Consider the following 15,176-nt stretch of genomic DNA (forward strand, 5'->3'; position numbering starts at 1 on the left):
TCGGCGCAGGCCGCGGACGAACTGATCATCGATCGGGACGGGTGGCGGCGGACAGGAGGGTGAGGGCGGCGCGGCGTGCGTGCCCGCCCGCCTCCGCCGGGTCCTGGTGCGCGGCGACGACGGTGGCCCCCTCGACCAGCATGAGCAGCTGCCGCCCCAGCAGGTGCGGGTCGGCGGCTCCGGCGCGGGCCGCGATGCCGGTCAGGAGGTCGAGGTGGCGGCCCAGGTGGCGGGTGGTGATGGCGCGTACGGCCTCGACGTGGTGCTGGGCGGCGGCGTTCACCATGGCGCAGCCGCGGAAGGCCGGCTCGTCGTACCACTGCTGGAGGGCGTCGAACACCGCGGCGAGCTGATCGGCCGGGTCCTCCCCCGCCGCCGCGACCGCCTCGGCCAGCCAACTGACCACGCGGTCGCTGCGGGCCTCCAGCATGGCCTGGACGAGCCCGTCCTTGGTGCCGAAGTGCCGGTAGAGCGTCTCTTTGGACACGCCGAGGCGGGTGCACAGCTCGGCGACGCCGATGCCGTCGAGCCCCCGTTCGTACAGCATGAAGGTGGCCGCCTCCAGGATGGCGGCCCGGGTGCGCTCCGGATCGATCGTCGAGCCCTTGGCGACTGGCATGCCATAGATGGTACCCATCGGTTCGATCAGCTGTTAGCATCCGAGATGGTACCGATCGGTTCGATCTTCTGGAGTGTGTCCATGCCCAACCGGTCCGCCGGGATCTCGCCGGTTCGGCAGGCGGCGTGGCTGGCGCTCGGCACCGCCTCGGCGCTCGGGCTGGCGCGCTTCGCCTACGGCCTGCTCGTCCCGGCCATGCGCGACGACCTGCGCTGGACCCTGGGCGAGGCCGGGGCGATGAGCGCCGCGAACGGGCTCGGCTACCTGCTCGGCGCGCTGGTGACCGCCGCCGCCGTACGCCGCCTGGGGACCGCCGCCGTCTTCCGCGCAGGCATGGTGCTGACTGCGGTGGCGCTGGCCGCCACCGCGATCGGCGACGACTTCCTGGCGCTGACGATCGTGCGGGCCGTGGCGGGGGCGGCGGGGGCGGCGGTGTTCATCGCGGGCGGAGTGATCGCCTCGCGCATCGCCGCCCGCGCGGCCTCGGGCACGCCCATCACCGTCTACTTCGCGGGGACCGGGCTCGGCATCGTCCTCAGCGGCGCCACCATCCCGCTGCTGGAGGAGCGATGGCGACTGGCCTGGGCCGGGCTGGGAATCGCCGCCGGGCTGGCGACACTGGTCAGCTGGGCCGCCGCCGGTTCGGACGGGGACGCGCCGGCCGCCACCCGCGGCAGGGCCCGGATGCGCCCGCTGTGGCGCACCGCCCTGGCCTACCTGCTGTTCTCCGCCGGCTACATCACCTACATCACCTTCCTGTCGGCCTACCTCGCGGGCCGGCAGGCGCCGGTCTCGCAAGTGGTGCTCACCTGGACGGCGCTGGGTCTCGCGGTCGTGGCGGCTCCCGCGCTGTGGAGCCGCCCGACCGCCGACTGGCCCGGCACCCAAGCCCTCACCACGCTGCTCGCCGTGCTGGGCGGCGGTGCGGCACTGGCCCTCACCGGCCCGGCGCCGCCGCTCATCATCGCCTCCGCGATGGTGTACGGGGCGACCTTCATGGGCGTGCCCGCCGCCGTCACCGCCCTCATCAGGGCCACCACCCCACCGGCCGACTGGACCGCCACGCTGGCCGCCTTCACCACGCTGTTCGCCGCCGGTCAGACCATCGGCCCGTGGCTCGCGGGCCTGCTCGCCGACCGCACCTCGGCCGACGCCGCACTCGCGTGGACCGCGGTCCTGTGCGCCGTGGCGGCCCTGATCGCCGCGAGCGAGCACCGTACGAACCTTGAAGTCCGAGAACGATGAGGAGCACAACTATGACAACCTTTGTCCTGATTCCTGGCATGTGCCACGGCGGCTGGTGCTTCGAGGAGGTCGCCAGGCAACTGCGCGACCACGGGCACCGCGTCCTCCCGCTGACGCTGACCGGGGTCGCCGAGCGCAGCCACCTGCTGCACGGCACGGTGAACCTCGACACCCACATCCAGGACGTGACCGCCCTACTGGCGGCCGAGGACATCCAGGACGCGGTGCTGGCGGGGCACAGCTACGGCGGAATGGTGATCACCGGCGTCGCCGACCGCATGCCGGAGCGGGTGGGCTCGCTGGTGTACCTGGACGCCATGGTCCCAGGCCACGGCGACTCCTGCTGGAGCCTGGTCTCCGATCAGGAGCGGCAATGGTACGCCGACGTCGTGGACACCGGCTACGCGGTACGGCCACTGCCGTTCTTCGACCCGCGCGCCACACCGCACCCGCTGGCCACGCTCCTCCAGCCGCTCCATCTCACCGGCGGCCTCGCACGCGTGCGGCGCAGGGACTACGTGTACGCGGCCGCCTGGGACGGCCAGTCCCCGTTCACCCCGGTCTACCGGCGACTGTGCACGGACCCCTCATGGCGGACGCACGCGCTGGACAGCGGCCACAACCTCATGCGGGACGCCCCGCACGACCTGGTGAAGATCCTGCTGGACAGCGCAGGCGCCGGGATTTGACGGTGCGGATCACGGGCCAGGCAGTCCATCAGGTGGTGACACGCGCACTCCATCGGACGCTGATCTGCGCGCCGAACTCCTGGAAACCCAGTGCTCGGGCGACTCGTCGCGACGCCTCCGGCCGGGCTCGCCACTGCGGCAGCAACCCGTTCGCCATCGCATCGGCCACCGTCGCCGAGGCCACCCGGCGAGCCAGGCCACGACCGCGATGCTCCGGGGCGGTCAGGACCGAAACGTGCGCCGCCATGTCCAGCCATGGCCGATATGCGGCGGCGGCGATCACATCCTGCCCGTCGCGGACCACGCAGACCGCCGAAGCGGCCTTCTCCATGCCGCTTTCGCCGGCGCCCTGCTCGTCCACCGAGGCCAGCAGCGCACGAACGTCAGGGTGACCCGCCGGCAGGCGTTCGACCTCGGTATCGGCATGGGCGGCGGCGAAGTGCCCGGCGTCGAGGTAGGCCAGCGTGGCCGGGCCCAAAGTGTCCTGGACGGGCAGTCGCGCGGGGAGCCGGGCGAGATCGATGCCGGATTCTCCCAGGTGGTGGAGGAGCACGCCGCGCAGCGGCTCGATCAGGCCGGCGTCGGGCACGGTGGCCAGGATCGCCCCGTCCAGTGTGACGACGCCCGCCCATCCCGGCGGGCACAGCAGCGACTCGCGCGAGACGACCACGCTCACGCCACCACGCTGGGGAAACGTGACAGGGACCCGAGCCAGCCCGGACCACAATCGGCGCGCCCGGTCCAACGAGTTCCGCGACATCCGGCCATGATCCAGCTCGGGAGGCCGCTGATCAACTTGTTTTCGCGTCGTGGGCACGCCCTGGCCTGACCGTCAGCGGGCGAGCAGGTCGCGCAGCGCCTTGGTGACGTCGGCGGGGGCCTCCTCGGCCATGAAGTGGCCCGAGGCGACGGTCTCGTGCCGCAGGCCGGGCGCCCAGGCTGATGAGCATCCGATGAGCGCGCTACGGTCGTACGGTGCGGGTCGGGTTCGGGGTGCTGGGGCCGGTGGTGGCCTGGGACGGCACCGGAGGTGTGATCGATGTGAAGGGGCCGCGGCACCGTGCGGTGCTGGCCCGGCTGATCGTCGCGCGCCGCCGCGTCGTCCCGGTGACGCGCCTGGTGGAGGACCTGTGGGAGGACGACCCGCCGCCCGGCGCGGTGGGCGCGGTACGCACATTCGTGGCGGCGCTGCGCCGCGCGCTGGAGCCGGAGCGCCCGCCCCGCGCCCCGGCCCGGCTGCTGGTCACCGAGGGTCCCGGGTACGCTCTGCGCGCCCCGGCCGGCGCGGTGGACGCCTGGCGTTTCGAGCAGGTGGTCGCCGCCACGTCGCCGCCCGAGGAGACGCTCGAGCGGCTGGAGGAGGCGCTGGGCTGGTGGCGCGGGCCCGCGTACGCCGAATTCGCCGGCCAGGACTGGGTGCGCGCCGAGCGTTCCCGCCTGGCCGAGCTGCGCCTGCACGCCGTCGAGCGGCAGGCCGAGGCCCGGCTGGCCCTGGGATTGGCCGCCGAGGCGGTGCCCGACCTGGACGCGCACGTGGCCGGGCATCCCTGGCGCGAGGACGCCTGGCGGCTGCTGGCCCTGGCGCTGTACCGTACCGGCCGCCAGGGCGACGCTCTCGCCGTGCTGCGCCGGGCGCGCGCCCTGCTGGTGGAGCACCTGGGCGTGGACCCGGGGCAGGGGCTGCGCCGTCTGGAGTCCGACATCCTCCACCACGCCCCCCATCTCGACCCCGTGTCGGGTACGGCGGCCGCAGTGTGGGCGCAGGCGGCGGCCGCCTACGACCGCAGCGTGCCGCCGGGCGCCAGGGCGCGGTTGGAGTCGACGGTGAGCCTGATGCGCGAGCTCGCCGTGACCGGTGGCAGCGGCCTGGAGGCGGCCCGCCGGCACCGGGTGGCGGCGATCGCGGCGGCCGAGGAGCTGGGCGACGCTGAGCTGACCGCGCGCGTGATCGGCTCCTACGACGTGCCGGCGATATGGACCCGCTCGGACGACCCTGTGCAGGCGGCGCAGGTCGTGGCCGCGGCCGAACGTACCCTGACAGCCGTCCCGCCGGGCGCGCCCGAGGCGACGCGGGCGCGGCTGCTGGCCACGATCGCCCTGGAGTCGCGCGGCGCCCACGGCGTACGCGGGCCTGAGGCGGCCCGGCAGGCGGAGGACATCGCGCGCCGGCTGGACGATCCGGCGTTGCTGGCGTTCGCCTTGAACGGCGTATTCATGCAGAGCTTCGGCCGGGCGGGCCTGGCCGGTCGCCGCGACGAGATCGGCGCCGAGCTGGTCGCGCTGTCGGCCCGGTACGGGCTGGTCACCTTCGAGGTGCTCGGGCACCTCATCCGCCTGCAGTCCCGCTGCGCGCTCGCCGACTTCGCGGAGGCCGGCCTGCACGCGGCCGCCGCGGAACGCCTGGCCGAGAGGCACGAACGGCCGCTGGTCGGCGTGTTCACCGCCTGGTACCGAGCGCTGCGCCTGGACGCGACCGGACAGGCGACGGCGGTCGAGGAGGCGTCGCCCGGACAGGCGACGGCGGTTACGGTGGACGCGACCGGGCAGGCGACGGCCGACGAGGTGGAGGCGGCCTACCGGGAGGCCGCTGCCCGGCTCGACGGCGCGGGCATGCCGGGGCTGCAGCGGGGGCTGCTGCCGCTCGCCCTGCTGTGCGTGCGCGTGCGCCGGGACCTGCCGATCGAGGTCGCCGAGACGGACTGGGGACCGTACGAACCGTGGATCCGTCCCCTGGTTCTGCTGGCCCGCGGCCGCCGCGACGAGGCCGCGGCGGCGCTGGGCGAGGTGCCGGACCCGCCGCGTGACCTGCTGCTGGAGGCGATGTGGTGCCTGGTGGCGCGGGCGGCCGCCGCCGTCGGCCACCGGGAGGCGATGGAGCGGGCCCGCGCCGCGCTCGCGCCCGCGGCCGGAGAACTGGCGGGGGCGGGCAGCGGCCTGCTCACCCTGGGCCCGGTCACACAGCACCTCGCCGCGCTCCGCTGAGGGAGCCCGCGGATTAGGGTGGGAGGGCGACCACGGAAGGACGGGCCACATGGCGGCCAAGACCATAGTCCTCACCGGCGCCAGCGACGGGATCGGCCGCGCGGCGGCGCGGATCCTGCGGCAGCGCGGCGAGAACGTCGTCCTCGTCGGGCGATCGGCCGAGAAGACGGAGTCGCTGGCCAGGGAGCTGGAGGCCGACCACCATGTGGCGGACTTCGCCCGCCTGGAGGAGGTTCGGGCGCTGGCGGCGGCGCTGCTGGAGCGCTACCCGTCCATCGACGTGCTGGTCAACAACGCCGGCGGGATCATGGGGTCGCGTACGACGACGGCCGACGGCCACGAGATGACCTTCCAGGTCAACCTCCGACGCCAAGCTCGCCAACATCCTGTTCACCCGGGAGCTGCAGCGCCGCCACGGCGAGGCGGGCATCAACGCGGCCTCCTTCCACCCGGGCGCCGTCGCCACGAACTTCTCCGGTGGGACGGACAGCCTGGCCCGGATGGTCTACCACACGCCGCTGAAGCGGCTGCTGCTCACGCCGGAGAAGGGCGCCGACACCCTGGTCTGGCTGGCCACCTCGGTGCCGGGCGCCGACTGGATCCCCGGCGGTCACTACGAGAGGCGGCGGAAGGCGGCCACGCACAAGCTGGCCGACGACGCCGAGGTGGCGCGGCGGCTGTGGGAGCGCAGCGCGGCGATGCTGGCCGCCGAACCCGCCGGATGACCCGGGCATGCCGCGGCAATGGCCGCGTGCGCGACGCGCCGGTCGGCCCAGGGGCGCCGTCGCGTCACGTGTGGATGCTCGTGGGCACCACCGACGGCAAGGAGCCCTACCGGGCCGAACCTCTCAGCGGACCGTGATCATTCCTCTCTGATAGGCGCGGACGAGCGGGCGCGGCACGAGCAGCTCGCGCCCGTTCACGGTGATCGGCACCAGGTCCGGTACGGCGGCCTTCCACTGGCTGCGGCGGTGCCGGGTGTTGCTGCGGGAGGTCTTGCGCTTGGGTACGGCCACGGTCACCAGCTCGCCTTCGTGACGCCGGGCAGCTCGCCCCGGAGCGCCATCTCGCGGAAGCGCACCCGGGAGAGCCCGAACTTGGTGAGGTGCCCGCGGGGCCGGCCGTCGATGGAGTCGCGGTTGCGGACGCGGGTGGCGCTGGCGTCGCGCGGCTGGCGGGCCAGCTCCCGTACGGCCTGATACCGCTGCTGCGGCGTGCCGGTGCGGACGAGCTCCTTCAGCTCGGCCCGCCGCGCGGCGTGGCGCAGCACCACGGCCTTGCGCCGCTCATTGGCCGCGATCTTGCTCTTCTTCGCCATCAGACCTTCCCTCCCCGCGCCCGGATCTGGGCGACGGCGCTCTCGATGCCGATCGTGTCGACGGTCTTGATCGCCCTGGCGCTGAGCGTCAGCCGGACGAAGCGGCCCTCGCTGGGCAGCCAGTAGCGGCGGCGCTGGATGTTGGGGTTCCAGCGCCGCCGGGTGCGCCGGTGGGAGTGGGAGACGTGGTTGCCGAAGACCGGCTTGACGCCGGTGAGCTGGCAGTGGGCGGACATCGTTTCCTTTCATCGCTCTTCGCGGAACGGCACGTGGCTGCGCACGATCGGGTCGTATTTGCGCAGGGTGAGCCGGTCGGGATCGTTGCGCCGGTTCTTGGTGGTCACGTACGTGTAGCCGGTTCCGGCGGTCGAACGGAGTTTGATCACCGGGCGCAGCTCGTTTCTGGTCAAAGCGATTCCTTCCGGGGTTGCGAACCTATGCCATGATAACGACAACGATTTTCATTTTGGCAACTGGAGGTTCAGTGTCCACCCCCGTCGTCCTCGTCGCGGGCCTGCACGGCCCGGCACGCACGGCCACCGTCGAGCGGCTCCTGGCCGGTCATCCCGGCTCGGTCGCCGTCCACCACGACCTCGGCCAGGTCACCCGGGGCCTGGTCCGGCGCACCGTACGCGACCGGGCCGGCGTACGGGACGAGGCGGACGTGCGCCTCGCGCACGGCTGCGTGACCTGCACCGTGCGCGAGGACCTGCTCCCCCAGCTGATCAGGCTGGCGCCCACCGCCACGCTGCTGATCGCCGACCTTTGGGACTCGGTCGAGCCGCGCTCGGTGGCCGAGGCAGTCGACTGCGAGCAGGCCCGCGACCTGCTGCGCCTGACCGGCGTGCTCACCGCGCTGGACGCCGGCGTCATGCCCGAGGACATCACCCGCGGCGAACGCCTGGCCGAGGTCGGCAAGCCCGCGGCCGCCGGCGACCAGCGCTACCTGGCCGAGGTCCTGGCCCGGCAGATCGAGTACCCGACCGCCCTGGTGCTGCATGGCGGCGACGAGGGCGACCGGGAGCTGTCACGTGCGGTGCTCGCCCACCTGGCCCCGCTCACCCAGGTCCACCCGATCACCGCCCTGCCACCCGTCACCGGCGCCGCGCTGTGCACCGCGGAGCTGGCCGAACGCGTCGAACCGGCCACCGCCCAGCTGCCCTGCGACGCCCAGACCGACGAGATCATCACCATGGTGTGGCGCGAGCGCCGGCCGCTGCATCCCGGCCGCCTGTTCGAGGCCGTGGACGAGCTGGTGACCGAGTCCGTACGCTCGCGCGGCCGCTTCTGGCTGGCCGGCCGGCCCGACCGGATGCTCGCCTGGGACGCGGTGGCCGGGATCGTCTCGGTGGAGGACGCCGGGCCCTGGCTGGCCGCGTTGCCCGAGGCCGCCTGGGATCTCGTCTCCCCCGCCCGCCGCCTGGCCGCCTCCCTGGACTGGGACCCCGAACGCGGCGACCGCGTCCAGCACCTGGTCTTCACCGGCCCCGACCTCGACACCGGCCGCCTGAGCGGACTGCTCGACGCCTGCCTGCTCACCGAGCGGGAGCAGCGGGCCGGCGCGCGCCTCGACGACCCGTTCGCCCCCATCCTCGACCTGAAGGAGATCGCATGACCCGCACGAAGCCCGGCCGCGCCCCGCGCAAGAAGGCCAACCCGCTCCTGTACGTGGACCGCATCGACTACAAGGACGTCAACCTGCTGCGCAAGTTCGTCTCCGACCGGGGCAAGATCCGCAGCCGCCGGGTCACCGGCGTCACGGTGCAGCAGCAGCGGCAGCTGGCCAAGGCCATCAAGAACGCCCGCGAGATGGCCCTGCTCCCGTACTCCTCCCGCGCGGCCACGTAACCGCACGCCCGGTGACCCGGGCGAGCGCCCAGGCGACATCCTTGAGCGGGGCGTGCCGCCGGCCCGCCCGGTCGTGGTACGACGCCGACCGCGAGACCCGACGAACTGGGCGAATCGGCGAGGCGACCGGCCCGAGCGGAGACGAGCCGGCCGCCTGCGTCGATCCTTGGGGTGTCAGCCGAAGAATCCGACCACGCGGCGGATTTGATCGCCCGTGAGCTCCACGACGTCGTGGCCGGTGGCGACGGGTGTGTCGGAGCCGGGCGCGCCCAGCTTCCAGGTGAACAGCGCCGTGTCATGGTGGGCGTTGATCAGCGTGCCGAGGCTGAACACCAGATCGCCGAACCCCTCCTGGGCCCGGCCGATCGCGGCGGAGAGCTCGGTGCGCCCGTGCAGGCCCTCGTAGTCGGGGTCGGCGTAGACCGAGTCCTCGGTGAGAACGGCCTTGATGAGGACCTCCCGGGCCACGGCGTCGCGCTCGTTCCAGATGCCGAGGTACTTGAGGACGAGGTCATTGACGGTCTGCAGGTCGGCGGCGCTCATGAGGTGGTTCCTTCCAGGGGATGTGGTGGACTGCCGGGGCGAAGACGAAGAAGTGGAGGGTTTGAGGAGCAGGGCGGCCAGGCCCCCGAGGGCGGTGACGGCCGCGGCCGCCCATCCGGCCGCCTGCAGGCCGCCGAGCACCTCGGCTGACGGCGCCGCACCGGCGCTCAGGCCGGCGGTGGCGACGGCGACGAAGACCGCCAGGCCCATCGCCCCGCCGACCTCCTTCGCCGTGCTGGCCAGACCCGAGGCCACACCTTGTTCCCGTGACGCCACGCCGGCGCCCGCCGCGGCGAACAGCGCCACGAACGCGACGCCGCCGAAGAAACCCCAGATGACGCTGCCGGGCAGCAGCGTCCAGAACCCGCCGCCGAGGGGCATGCCGGTGATCAGCACCGCGATCCCGATCCCGGTGCCGAACATCCCGGCACTCAGCGTGGTACGGATCCCCCACCGGCCGAGCATCACCGGTGCGGCCTTCAACGCGGCGGCCATGCAGACGAGGGTGAGTGGCAGGAACGTCAGCCCCGCCTCCAGGGCGCTGTAGCCGAGTACCGGCTGCAGATAGGAGGTGAGGACGTAGTAGCCGCCGCCGAGCGTGCCCTGGAACACCGCGATCACGGCCATCGTCGTGGCCAGGCCACGCTGCCGCAGCAACCGCAGGGGGATGAGCGGGTCCCGGCTGCGCGACTCGACCAGGAGCAGCAGGCCAAGCAGCGCCGCAGCGCCGGCCAGCGCCCCGGCGCCGCGCACCGTCGCCCAACCCGTCTCCGGCCCGCTGGCCAGGCCGAACACCAGGAGCGTCGAGCCCGCCGTGGCCAGCAGTGCGCCAGGAACGTCGAATCCGCCCAGATCAGAAGTACGGCGAGGATCGGCGGGCAGCAGCCGGGGCGCGGCGACGGCGGCGCCGATGGTCAGGGGAAGGTTCACGAAGAACACCCACTCCCAGCCCAGGTAGCTGGTCAGCACGCCGCCCAGCAGCGACCCGGCGGCCAGGCCCGCGCTGCCGGCCATGCCCCAGGCGCCCAGCGCGCGGTTGCGGGCGGCCCCTTCGGCGAATCCCCGGTAGATCAGCGCGAGCGTGGCGGGGGTGAGCAGGGCGCCGCCGACGCCCTGGACGGCGCGCGCGGCAAGCAGCAGGCCTGAGTCCGTGGCCAGGCCGCCGGCCAGCGAGGCCACGCCGTACAGCGTGAGGCCCAGCACGAAGATTCTGCGGGGACCGAGCTTGTCGACGATCCGCCCGCCCAGCAGCAATAGCCCGCCCAGGCCGATGGCGTACGCGCTGACCACCCACTGCACGGACTGGGCGCTGAAGCCCAGGGCCGCGCCGATGTCGGGCAGCGCCACGTACACGATGTTGTAGTCAAGAGCCACGATGAGCTGCGTGAAGGCCAGCAAAGCCAGCCTGAGGCCGGGACGTTCCGCGCGGGTGGGGGCGCGGGAAACCACAGAGGTCAAGAGACACCACCTACACGGAGATTGATTTCTACACGCCGTTCAAATTTCATACTGGCGAACAGTAGCGGAACTGTGTAGAGTGTCAAGCGTGGGAGATCAGACGATGAGCAGACGCGAGCGGCTACGCGCGGAGACCACGGCGGAGATCAAGACGATCGCGCTCAAGCTCATGGCCGCAGGCGGCCCCGACGCCATCTCCCTGCGCGCTATCGCCCGCGAAATGGGCATGACCGCGGGCGCCATCTACAGCTATTTCGCCACCCGCGACGATCTGGTGACCACGCTCATCGGAGACGTCTACACCGCGCTCGTGGGCAGGGCGGAGGCCGCGCGCGACACCGTGCCCGCCGACGACCCGGGCGGGCGGATTCTGGCCTGGGCGCAGACCGTACGCGAGTGGGCGCTGGCCAACCCGGAAGGCTTCCGGCTGATCTACGGCGATCCGGTTCCCGGCTACCACGCCCCGGCGGACGGTCCCGCCAAGGAGGCCGAGCACCGCGCCTGCACCGGCCTCACCGGGCTCGTCGCGGCGGCCTGGCCGGAAGCCGGGCGCCAGGCGGGCGGCGGCGACTACGCATGGTCCGACTTCGAACCGAGCCTGGCCCACGCCATCCAGGGCTCCTTCCCCGGCCTGCCGCCCGCCGCGGTCGCGCTCACGCTTCGCGTGTGGGGACGCATGCACGGCCTGGTCGCCCTGGAGATCTACGGCCATCTGCGCGGGCTCACCCGTGATCCCTCCGCGGTCTACCAGGACGAGATGATCAGCCTGATCACTTCCCTCGGCCTCCCATCCCCGCATGACGCAGGACAGCAACACGGCAACGCCGGCACGAGCACGAACAGGAGACGGTCACCGCGCCCGCAGAGCAACGAGACGTAGGGCTTCCCCTGCCCTCCGACCTCGCCGACGTGCCGTGAGGGGAGCGAGGCCAGCCCTCGACGACGTCGGCCATGCGGGTCGACGGGCTGGGCCGCCGCCTGGCCGAGCTGTCGGCGCGCGTACGGCCGCGAGCAGCCGTACGCGCGCCATCACCCGATGAGAGCCGCGATCAGAAGCCGAAGAACGGCTGGTTGATCAGGGCGATTAGGACCGGTCGTCGTCATTGCTCGGCGAGCGCATTGGAGCGTCAACGCTCTGCCGGCGGTCCCGCCGGTCACGCAAACCCCCGGACCTACCCGTCCACGGCGGCCCAAACGGCGCCGGCGCGCGAGATTCTTCGTCACGCCCGGCACACGCCGCCCTACCCCAGCCTCGAGCCGCCGGCGGCCAGGATGAGCAGGTCCCATGGTCGTGGAGTCCCCCGTGGGCGTCGTTGCCGATCTCGTCCGGTCCGCCGGTGTGCGGGACCGCGGGCGTGGCTACGTGTGACCGTGGAGGAAGGCACGGATGCTTGCGGTGACCATTTCGGTCGTCTTCTCTTTCGAGGGGGCGGCGGTGTGCGGCGAGGGGGCGGCGACCGACAGGAGCGCCATGAGATGGAGGGCCGCGAGTTCCGGATCCCGCAGATTGAGCAGTCCGCGCTCGGCAGCCTGCTCGAGCCGGCGGGCCAGTTCGCGTCGGACACGGGACGGCCCCGTTTGCTGCCAGGCGTCGATGGCGGCTTGGGGGATGTGCCCGGCCTCGGCGTTGATCTGCCGGACCAGCGCGAAGTGGTCGGTGTTTTCGGGCGCCAGGACAACCAGATCCCGACCGAAATCGATGAGGTCGGATTCCAGATCGGTGATCTTGCGCAGGTGGCGGTCGATGACGGCGATCTGGCTCTCGGCCGCGCGATGGCCGCTCTCCTGGATGACGGCCTGAAAGAGCTCGGCCTTGTCGGTGAAGTGGTTGTAGATGGTGCGCGTGGACACTCCGGCGGTCGCCGCGATCGCATCGATGCTGGCCCGGGCGTAGCCGTCACGCGCGAACACCGTCAGTGCGCCGGCGAGGATCGCCCGGCGCTTGTCCGCGAGCCCGCCGCGGGAGCGTGTCTTCGCCGCATCCCGGCCGATCATGGGTGCCTCCCCGTCATCCAACGTGACCTCGTTCCGCTGCCGACCGGCCGATTTGCCGCATCAGCGGACTTACCCGATACGTTTTACTAGATGCAACGCACGTTTTACTCTAGCACGTGCGTCTGAAACGAGGGCCACGACCACGAGAAAGCCGCTGCGGCACCGTCCCCTGACCTGCGACGGGATGCCCCATCACTACCGGCTGTTCCGCTGTTCGGCCCTCCGCTCGAGTCCGTGCCATCAGGGGAAAAGTAGCCGTCTGTAGTCATCAGAGCCACGGTGTTATGGCCTTCCACTGTCGCCGAAAAAGTGATATCACTTTGATAGCAGGATGAAGTCACGTAGAAGGGACGGACGATGGCGAACACATCGGGCGGGGCCGCACTCGGGGCCGCCGTCGTGGACATGCCCGCACCGCACACGAGCGAGCACCCGGTGCGGGCGGGCAACGGGTTCGTGATGCTGGGGGTGGCGGTGGCGCTGGACCTGGCCGGGATCGCGCTGCTCGTCGTGGGAATCGTCATGCTCGCCTCGGGGGCCGGGCAGGGCGGCATGTGGGTGGTCATCGTGAGCAGCCTGATGATCCTGCTCGGGTTCTTCATGTACTTCGGCCTCACCGCGGTGGCGCCGGGCGAGGCCAGGGTGGTGCAGCTGCTCGGCCGGTACGTCGGCACCCTGCGCACCCCCGGCTTCCAGTGGGTCAACCCGATCACGGCGCGCCGGCGGGTGTCCACGAGGATCCGCAACCACGAGACGGACGTGACGAAGGTCAACGACGCGGACGGCAACCCGATCCAGATCGCGACCGTGGTGGTCTGGCAGGTGCAGGACACCGCGCAGGCGGTCTTCGAGGTGGACGACTTCGTGGAGTTCGTGGCCATCCAGACGGAGACGGCCGTGCGGCACATCGCGGGCAGCTATCCGTACGACGCGCACGGCGAGCCCAAGCTGTCCCTGCGGGACAACGCCGACGAGATCAACGAGCGGCTGTCCACGGAGATCGCGGCCAGGGTGTCGTCCGCCGGGGTGAAGGTCATCGAGTCCCGCATCATCCACCTGGCGTACGCGCCCGAGATCGCCCACGCCATGCTGCGCCGCCAGCAGGCGGGCGCAGTGGTGGCGGCTCGGCAGCGGATCGTCGAGGGGGCGGTCGGCATGGTGGAGATGGCCCTGGCCAAGCTTGCCGAGCACGACGTGGTCGAGCTGGACGAGGAGCGCAAGGCGGCCATGGTGAGCAACCTGCTCGTGGTGCTGGTCGGTGACCGCGACACCCAGCCCGTGCTCAACACGGGCACGCTCTACCACTAGTCACCGTGGAGCGGAAGAAGATCCTGCTGCGGCTTGACCCGGTGGTTCACGACGCGCTGGCCAGGTGGGCGTCCGACGAGCTGCGCAGCACGAACTCCCAGATCGAGTTCCTGCTGCGCAGGGCCCTGTCCGAGGCCGGACGCCTGCCCGACGGGGTGGGGCGGATGCGCCCACGCGGACGGCCGAGGAAGGCGCCAGAGGACGGCACAGGGGACGGCACAGATCAGGAAGAAGAAGAGGAGCGGGCGGATGGAGACGCAAGTGAAGCAGGGTGAGTCACTGACCCGATCGGCCTTCCTACTGGCCTTCGACTTGCGGAAGGAGAAGCTGACCCAGCGGGGCGAGCTGGGCTACCTGCTGCGCGCGGCCACCCTCGCCGAGCTGCTGCTGGCGGGCAACCTGGCGGACGAGTCGGGCAAGGCGCGAGCTCTCACCGCCCCGGCCGCCGAGCCGGGTTCCCTGCGGGCCGTGGTCTGGGAGCAGATCTCGAACTCGCCGCCCCGCTCGTGGCGGCGGTGGGTGCAGAAGGACAACGGCAAGGCGGTCCGCGTGGTACGCGACGAGCTGGCGGCCGCCCGGATGATCAGCGTGGAGCGGCGCCGGATCCTGCTGTTCCCGGTCGAGCGGATCACGCCGCGCAAGGCGTACCTGTCGCGCAGGCTAGCCGAGCGCGTCGGCCGGGCCATCCGCGGCGGCCGGCCGGTCGGGCACCTGGACGAGGACGTCCGCGTCCTGGCGGCGCTGGCCACGGCGGCCCAGCTCAAGACGGTGGTTCCCTCCTGGCGGGAGACGCGTCTGCGCCGGGACCGGATCCAGCAGCTGTCCGCGCCCGTCGAGCCGATCGCGACCGCGTTGCGCAAGAGCGTCGAGGAGGCCAGGTCGGCGGCGTCGAGCGGCTGACACGACGAATCACGGCGGCTCCCACCGCCGGCTCTCGGAGGAGATCACTTGACCACGTCATTCGAAGCACCGGCCCGGCCCCGCGCCATCGAGCACATGATTTCCACGACTACCAGGGCGAACGGCTCGGAAGCCACGATTGACCCATGATGAAGGAGAGGACCTGATGCTCGAGATCAGCGAACTGCGCAAGCGCTTCGCGGGCGGCCCCGACGCCCCCGGCGGCAAGGTCGCCCTGGATGGGATCGGCTTCGCCGTACGGCCGGGGGAG

18 protein-coding genes and 1 pseudogene are annotated in these 15,176 nt (G+C 72.2%); 11 read left to right on the top strand and 8 right to left on the bottom strand.

The features are described from left to right. Window positions 1-25: 25 nt before the first annotated feature. Window positions 26-619, bottom strand: coding sequence for a TetR/AcrR family transcriptional regulator (locus tag EJK15_RS45185; RefSeq protein ID WP_138716627.1), 594 nt, complete (start codon window positions 617-619; stop codon window positions 26-28). A gap of 81 nt (window positions 620-700) precedes the next feature. On the opposite strand from EJK15_RS45185, the gene EJK15_RS45190 reads away from it, so the two are divergent. Then, window positions 701-1,864, top strand: coding sequence for a YbfB/YjiJ family MFS transporter (locus EJK15_RS45190; protein ID WP_138716628.1), 1,164 nt, complete (start codon window positions 701-703; stop codon window positions 1,862-1,864). An 11-nt stretch (window positions 1,865-1,875) separates the two neighbouring features. After that, window positions 1,876-2,553, top strand: coding sequence for an alpha/beta fold hydrolase (locus EJK15_RS45195; RefSeq protein WP_138716629.1), 678 nt, complete (start codon window positions 1,876-1,878; stop codon window positions 2,551-2,553). Between the two features lie 28 nt (window positions 2,554-2,581). Here the strand turns inward: EJK15_RS45195 and EJK15_RS45200 are convergent, their stop codons facing one another. Next, window positions 2,582-3,229 carry a GNAT family N-acetyltransferase gene (locus EJK15_RS45200; protein ID WP_206061500.1) on the bottom strand — a complete coding sequence of 216 codons (648 nt, stop codon included), beginning with the start codon at window positions 3,227-3,229 and terminating at the stop codon, window positions 2,582-2,584. Between the two features lie 299 nt (window positions 3,230-3,528). On the opposite strand from EJK15_RS45200, the gene EJK15_RS45210 reads away from it, so the two are divergent. The 3 genes and pseudogenes from EJK15_RS45210 to EJK15_RS75275 all read left to right on the top strand — a co-directional run bounded on the left by EJK15_RS45210 (window position 3,529) and on the right by EJK15_RS75275 (window position 6,260). Further along, window positions 3,529-5,535: an AfsR/SARP family transcriptional regulator gene (locus EJK15_RS45210; RefSeq protein ID WP_138716631.1), complete on the top strand. Its 2,007-nt coding sequence runs from the start codon at window positions 3,529-3,531 to the stop codon at window positions 5,533-5,535. Between the two features lie 49 nt (window positions 5,536-5,584). After that, window positions 5,585-5,842 (top strand): annotated as a pseudogene (locus EJK15_RS77930) (SDR family NAD(P)-dependent oxidoreductase); the annotation flags it as partial. A 193-nt stretch (window positions 5,843-6,035) separates the two neighbouring features. After that, the gene (locus EJK15_RS75275) at window positions 6,036-6,260 is read left to right on the top strand and encodes a hypothetical protein (protein WP_240777623.1); all 225 of its coding nucleotides are present in this window, start codon (window positions 6,036-6,038) and stop codon (window positions 6,258-6,260) included. Window positions 6,261-6,383: 123 nt separating this feature from the next. Here the strand turns inward: EJK15_RS75275 and rpmF are convergent, their stop codons facing one another. From rpmF to rpmG, 4 genes are read right to left on the bottom strand one after another with little or no spacing between them, the layout of a single operon-like run. Next, window positions 6,384-6,551, bottom strand: a complete 168-nt coding sequence (gene rpmF, locus EJK15_RS45220) for a 50S ribosomal protein L32 (RefSeq protein WP_138716644.1) — start codon at window positions 6,549-6,551, stop codon at window positions 6,384-6,386. A gap of 2 nt (window positions 6,552-6,553) precedes the next feature. Next, window positions 6,554-6,853: a 30S ribosomal protein S14 gene (gene rpsN, locus EJK15_RS45225; RefSeq protein ID WP_138716632.1), complete on the bottom strand. Its 300-nt coding sequence runs from the start codon at window positions 6,851-6,853 to the stop codon at window positions 6,554-6,556. Next, entirely contained in the window at window positions 6,853-7,089 is a 237-nt protein-coding gene (gene rpmB, locus EJK15_RS45230) for a 50S ribosomal protein L28 (RefSeq protein ID WP_138716633.1), read from the bottom strand. Before rpmB ends, rpsN begins: the two co-directional genes overlap by 1 nt. A 9-nt stretch (window positions 7,090-7,098) precedes the next feature. Further along, complete coding sequence (rpmG, locus tag EJK15_RS45235; protein WP_138716634.1) at window positions 7,099-7,263, bottom strand: 50S ribosomal protein L33; 165 nt, start codon at window positions 7,261-7,263, stop codon at window positions 7,099-7,101. Between the two features lie 74 nt (window positions 7,264-7,337). Here rpmG and EJK15_RS45240 point away from each other — a divergent pair, with 74 nt between their 5' ends. Both EJK15_RS45240 and rpsR read left to right on the top strand, forming a co-directional pair. Next, window positions 7,338-8,468 (top strand): CobW family GTP-binding protein, encoded by a 1,131-nt coding sequence (locus tag EJK15_RS45240; RefSeq protein ID WP_240777624.1) that lies wholly within the window; start codon window positions 7,338-7,340, stop codon window positions 8,466-8,468. Beyond that, complete coding sequence (gene rpsR, locus EJK15_RS45245) at window positions 8,465-8,701, top strand: 30S ribosomal protein S18 (protein ID WP_138716636.1); 237 nt, start codon at window positions 8,465-8,467, stop codon at window positions 8,699-8,701. The genes EJK15_RS45240 and rpsR overlap by 4 nt, the downstream gene beginning before the upstream one ends. A gap of 174 nt (window positions 8,702-8,875) precedes the next feature. On the opposite strand, the gene EJK15_RS45250 is transcribed toward rpsR, so the two are convergent. Further along, window positions 8,876-10,693, bottom strand: coding sequence for an MFS transporter (locus EJK15_RS45250; protein WP_240777625.1), 1,818 nt, complete (start codon window positions 10,691-10,693; stop codon window positions 8,876-8,878). Between the two features lie 112 nt (window positions 10,694-10,805). Here EJK15_RS45250 and EJK15_RS45255 point away from each other — a divergent pair, with 112 nt between their 5' ends. Next, window positions 10,806-11,582 carry a TetR/AcrR family transcriptional regulator gene (locus EJK15_RS45255; protein WP_138716638.1) on the top strand — a complete coding sequence of 259 codons (777 nt, stop codon included), beginning with the start codon at window positions 10,806-10,808 and terminating at the stop codon, window positions 11,580-11,582. Between the two features lie 479 nt (window positions 11,583-12,061). On the opposite strand, the gene EJK15_RS45260 is transcribed toward EJK15_RS45255, so the two are convergent. Next, entirely contained in the window at window positions 12,062-12,697 is a 636-nt protein-coding gene (locus tag EJK15_RS45260) for a TetR/AcrR family transcriptional regulator (protein WP_138716639.1), read from the bottom strand. Between the two features lie 357 nt (window positions 12,698-13,054). On the opposite strand from EJK15_RS45260, the gene EJK15_RS45265 reads away from it, so the two are divergent. From EJK15_RS45265 to EJK15_RS45275, 3 genes are read left to right on the top strand one after another with little or no spacing between them, the layout of a single operon-like run. After that, window positions 13,055-14,005, top strand: a complete 951-nt coding sequence (locus tag EJK15_RS45265) for an SPFH domain-containing protein (RefSeq protein WP_138716640.1) — start codon at window positions 13,055-13,057, stop codon at window positions 14,003-14,005. Between the two features lie 5 nt (window positions 14,006-14,010). Continuing rightward, window positions 14,011-14,280, top strand: coding sequence for a type II toxin-antitoxin system antitoxin (locus EJK15_RS45270; protein WP_138716641.1), 270 nt, complete (start codon window positions 14,011-14,013; stop codon window positions 14,278-14,280). After that, window positions 14,255-14,905 (top strand): GPP34 family phosphoprotein, encoded by a 651-nt coding sequence (locus EJK15_RS45275; RefSeq protein WP_138716642.1) that lies wholly within the window; start codon window positions 14,255-14,257, stop codon window positions 14,903-14,905. Before EJK15_RS45270 ends, EJK15_RS45275 begins: the two co-directional genes overlap by 26 nt. Window positions 14,906-15,176 lie beyond the last annotated feature (271 nt).

It is taken from the genome of Nonomuraea basaltis, from assembly GCF_005893125.1.
GTDB lineage: Bacteria > Actinomycetota > Actinomycetes > Streptosporangiales > Streptosporangiaceae > Nonomuraea > Nonomuraea basaltis.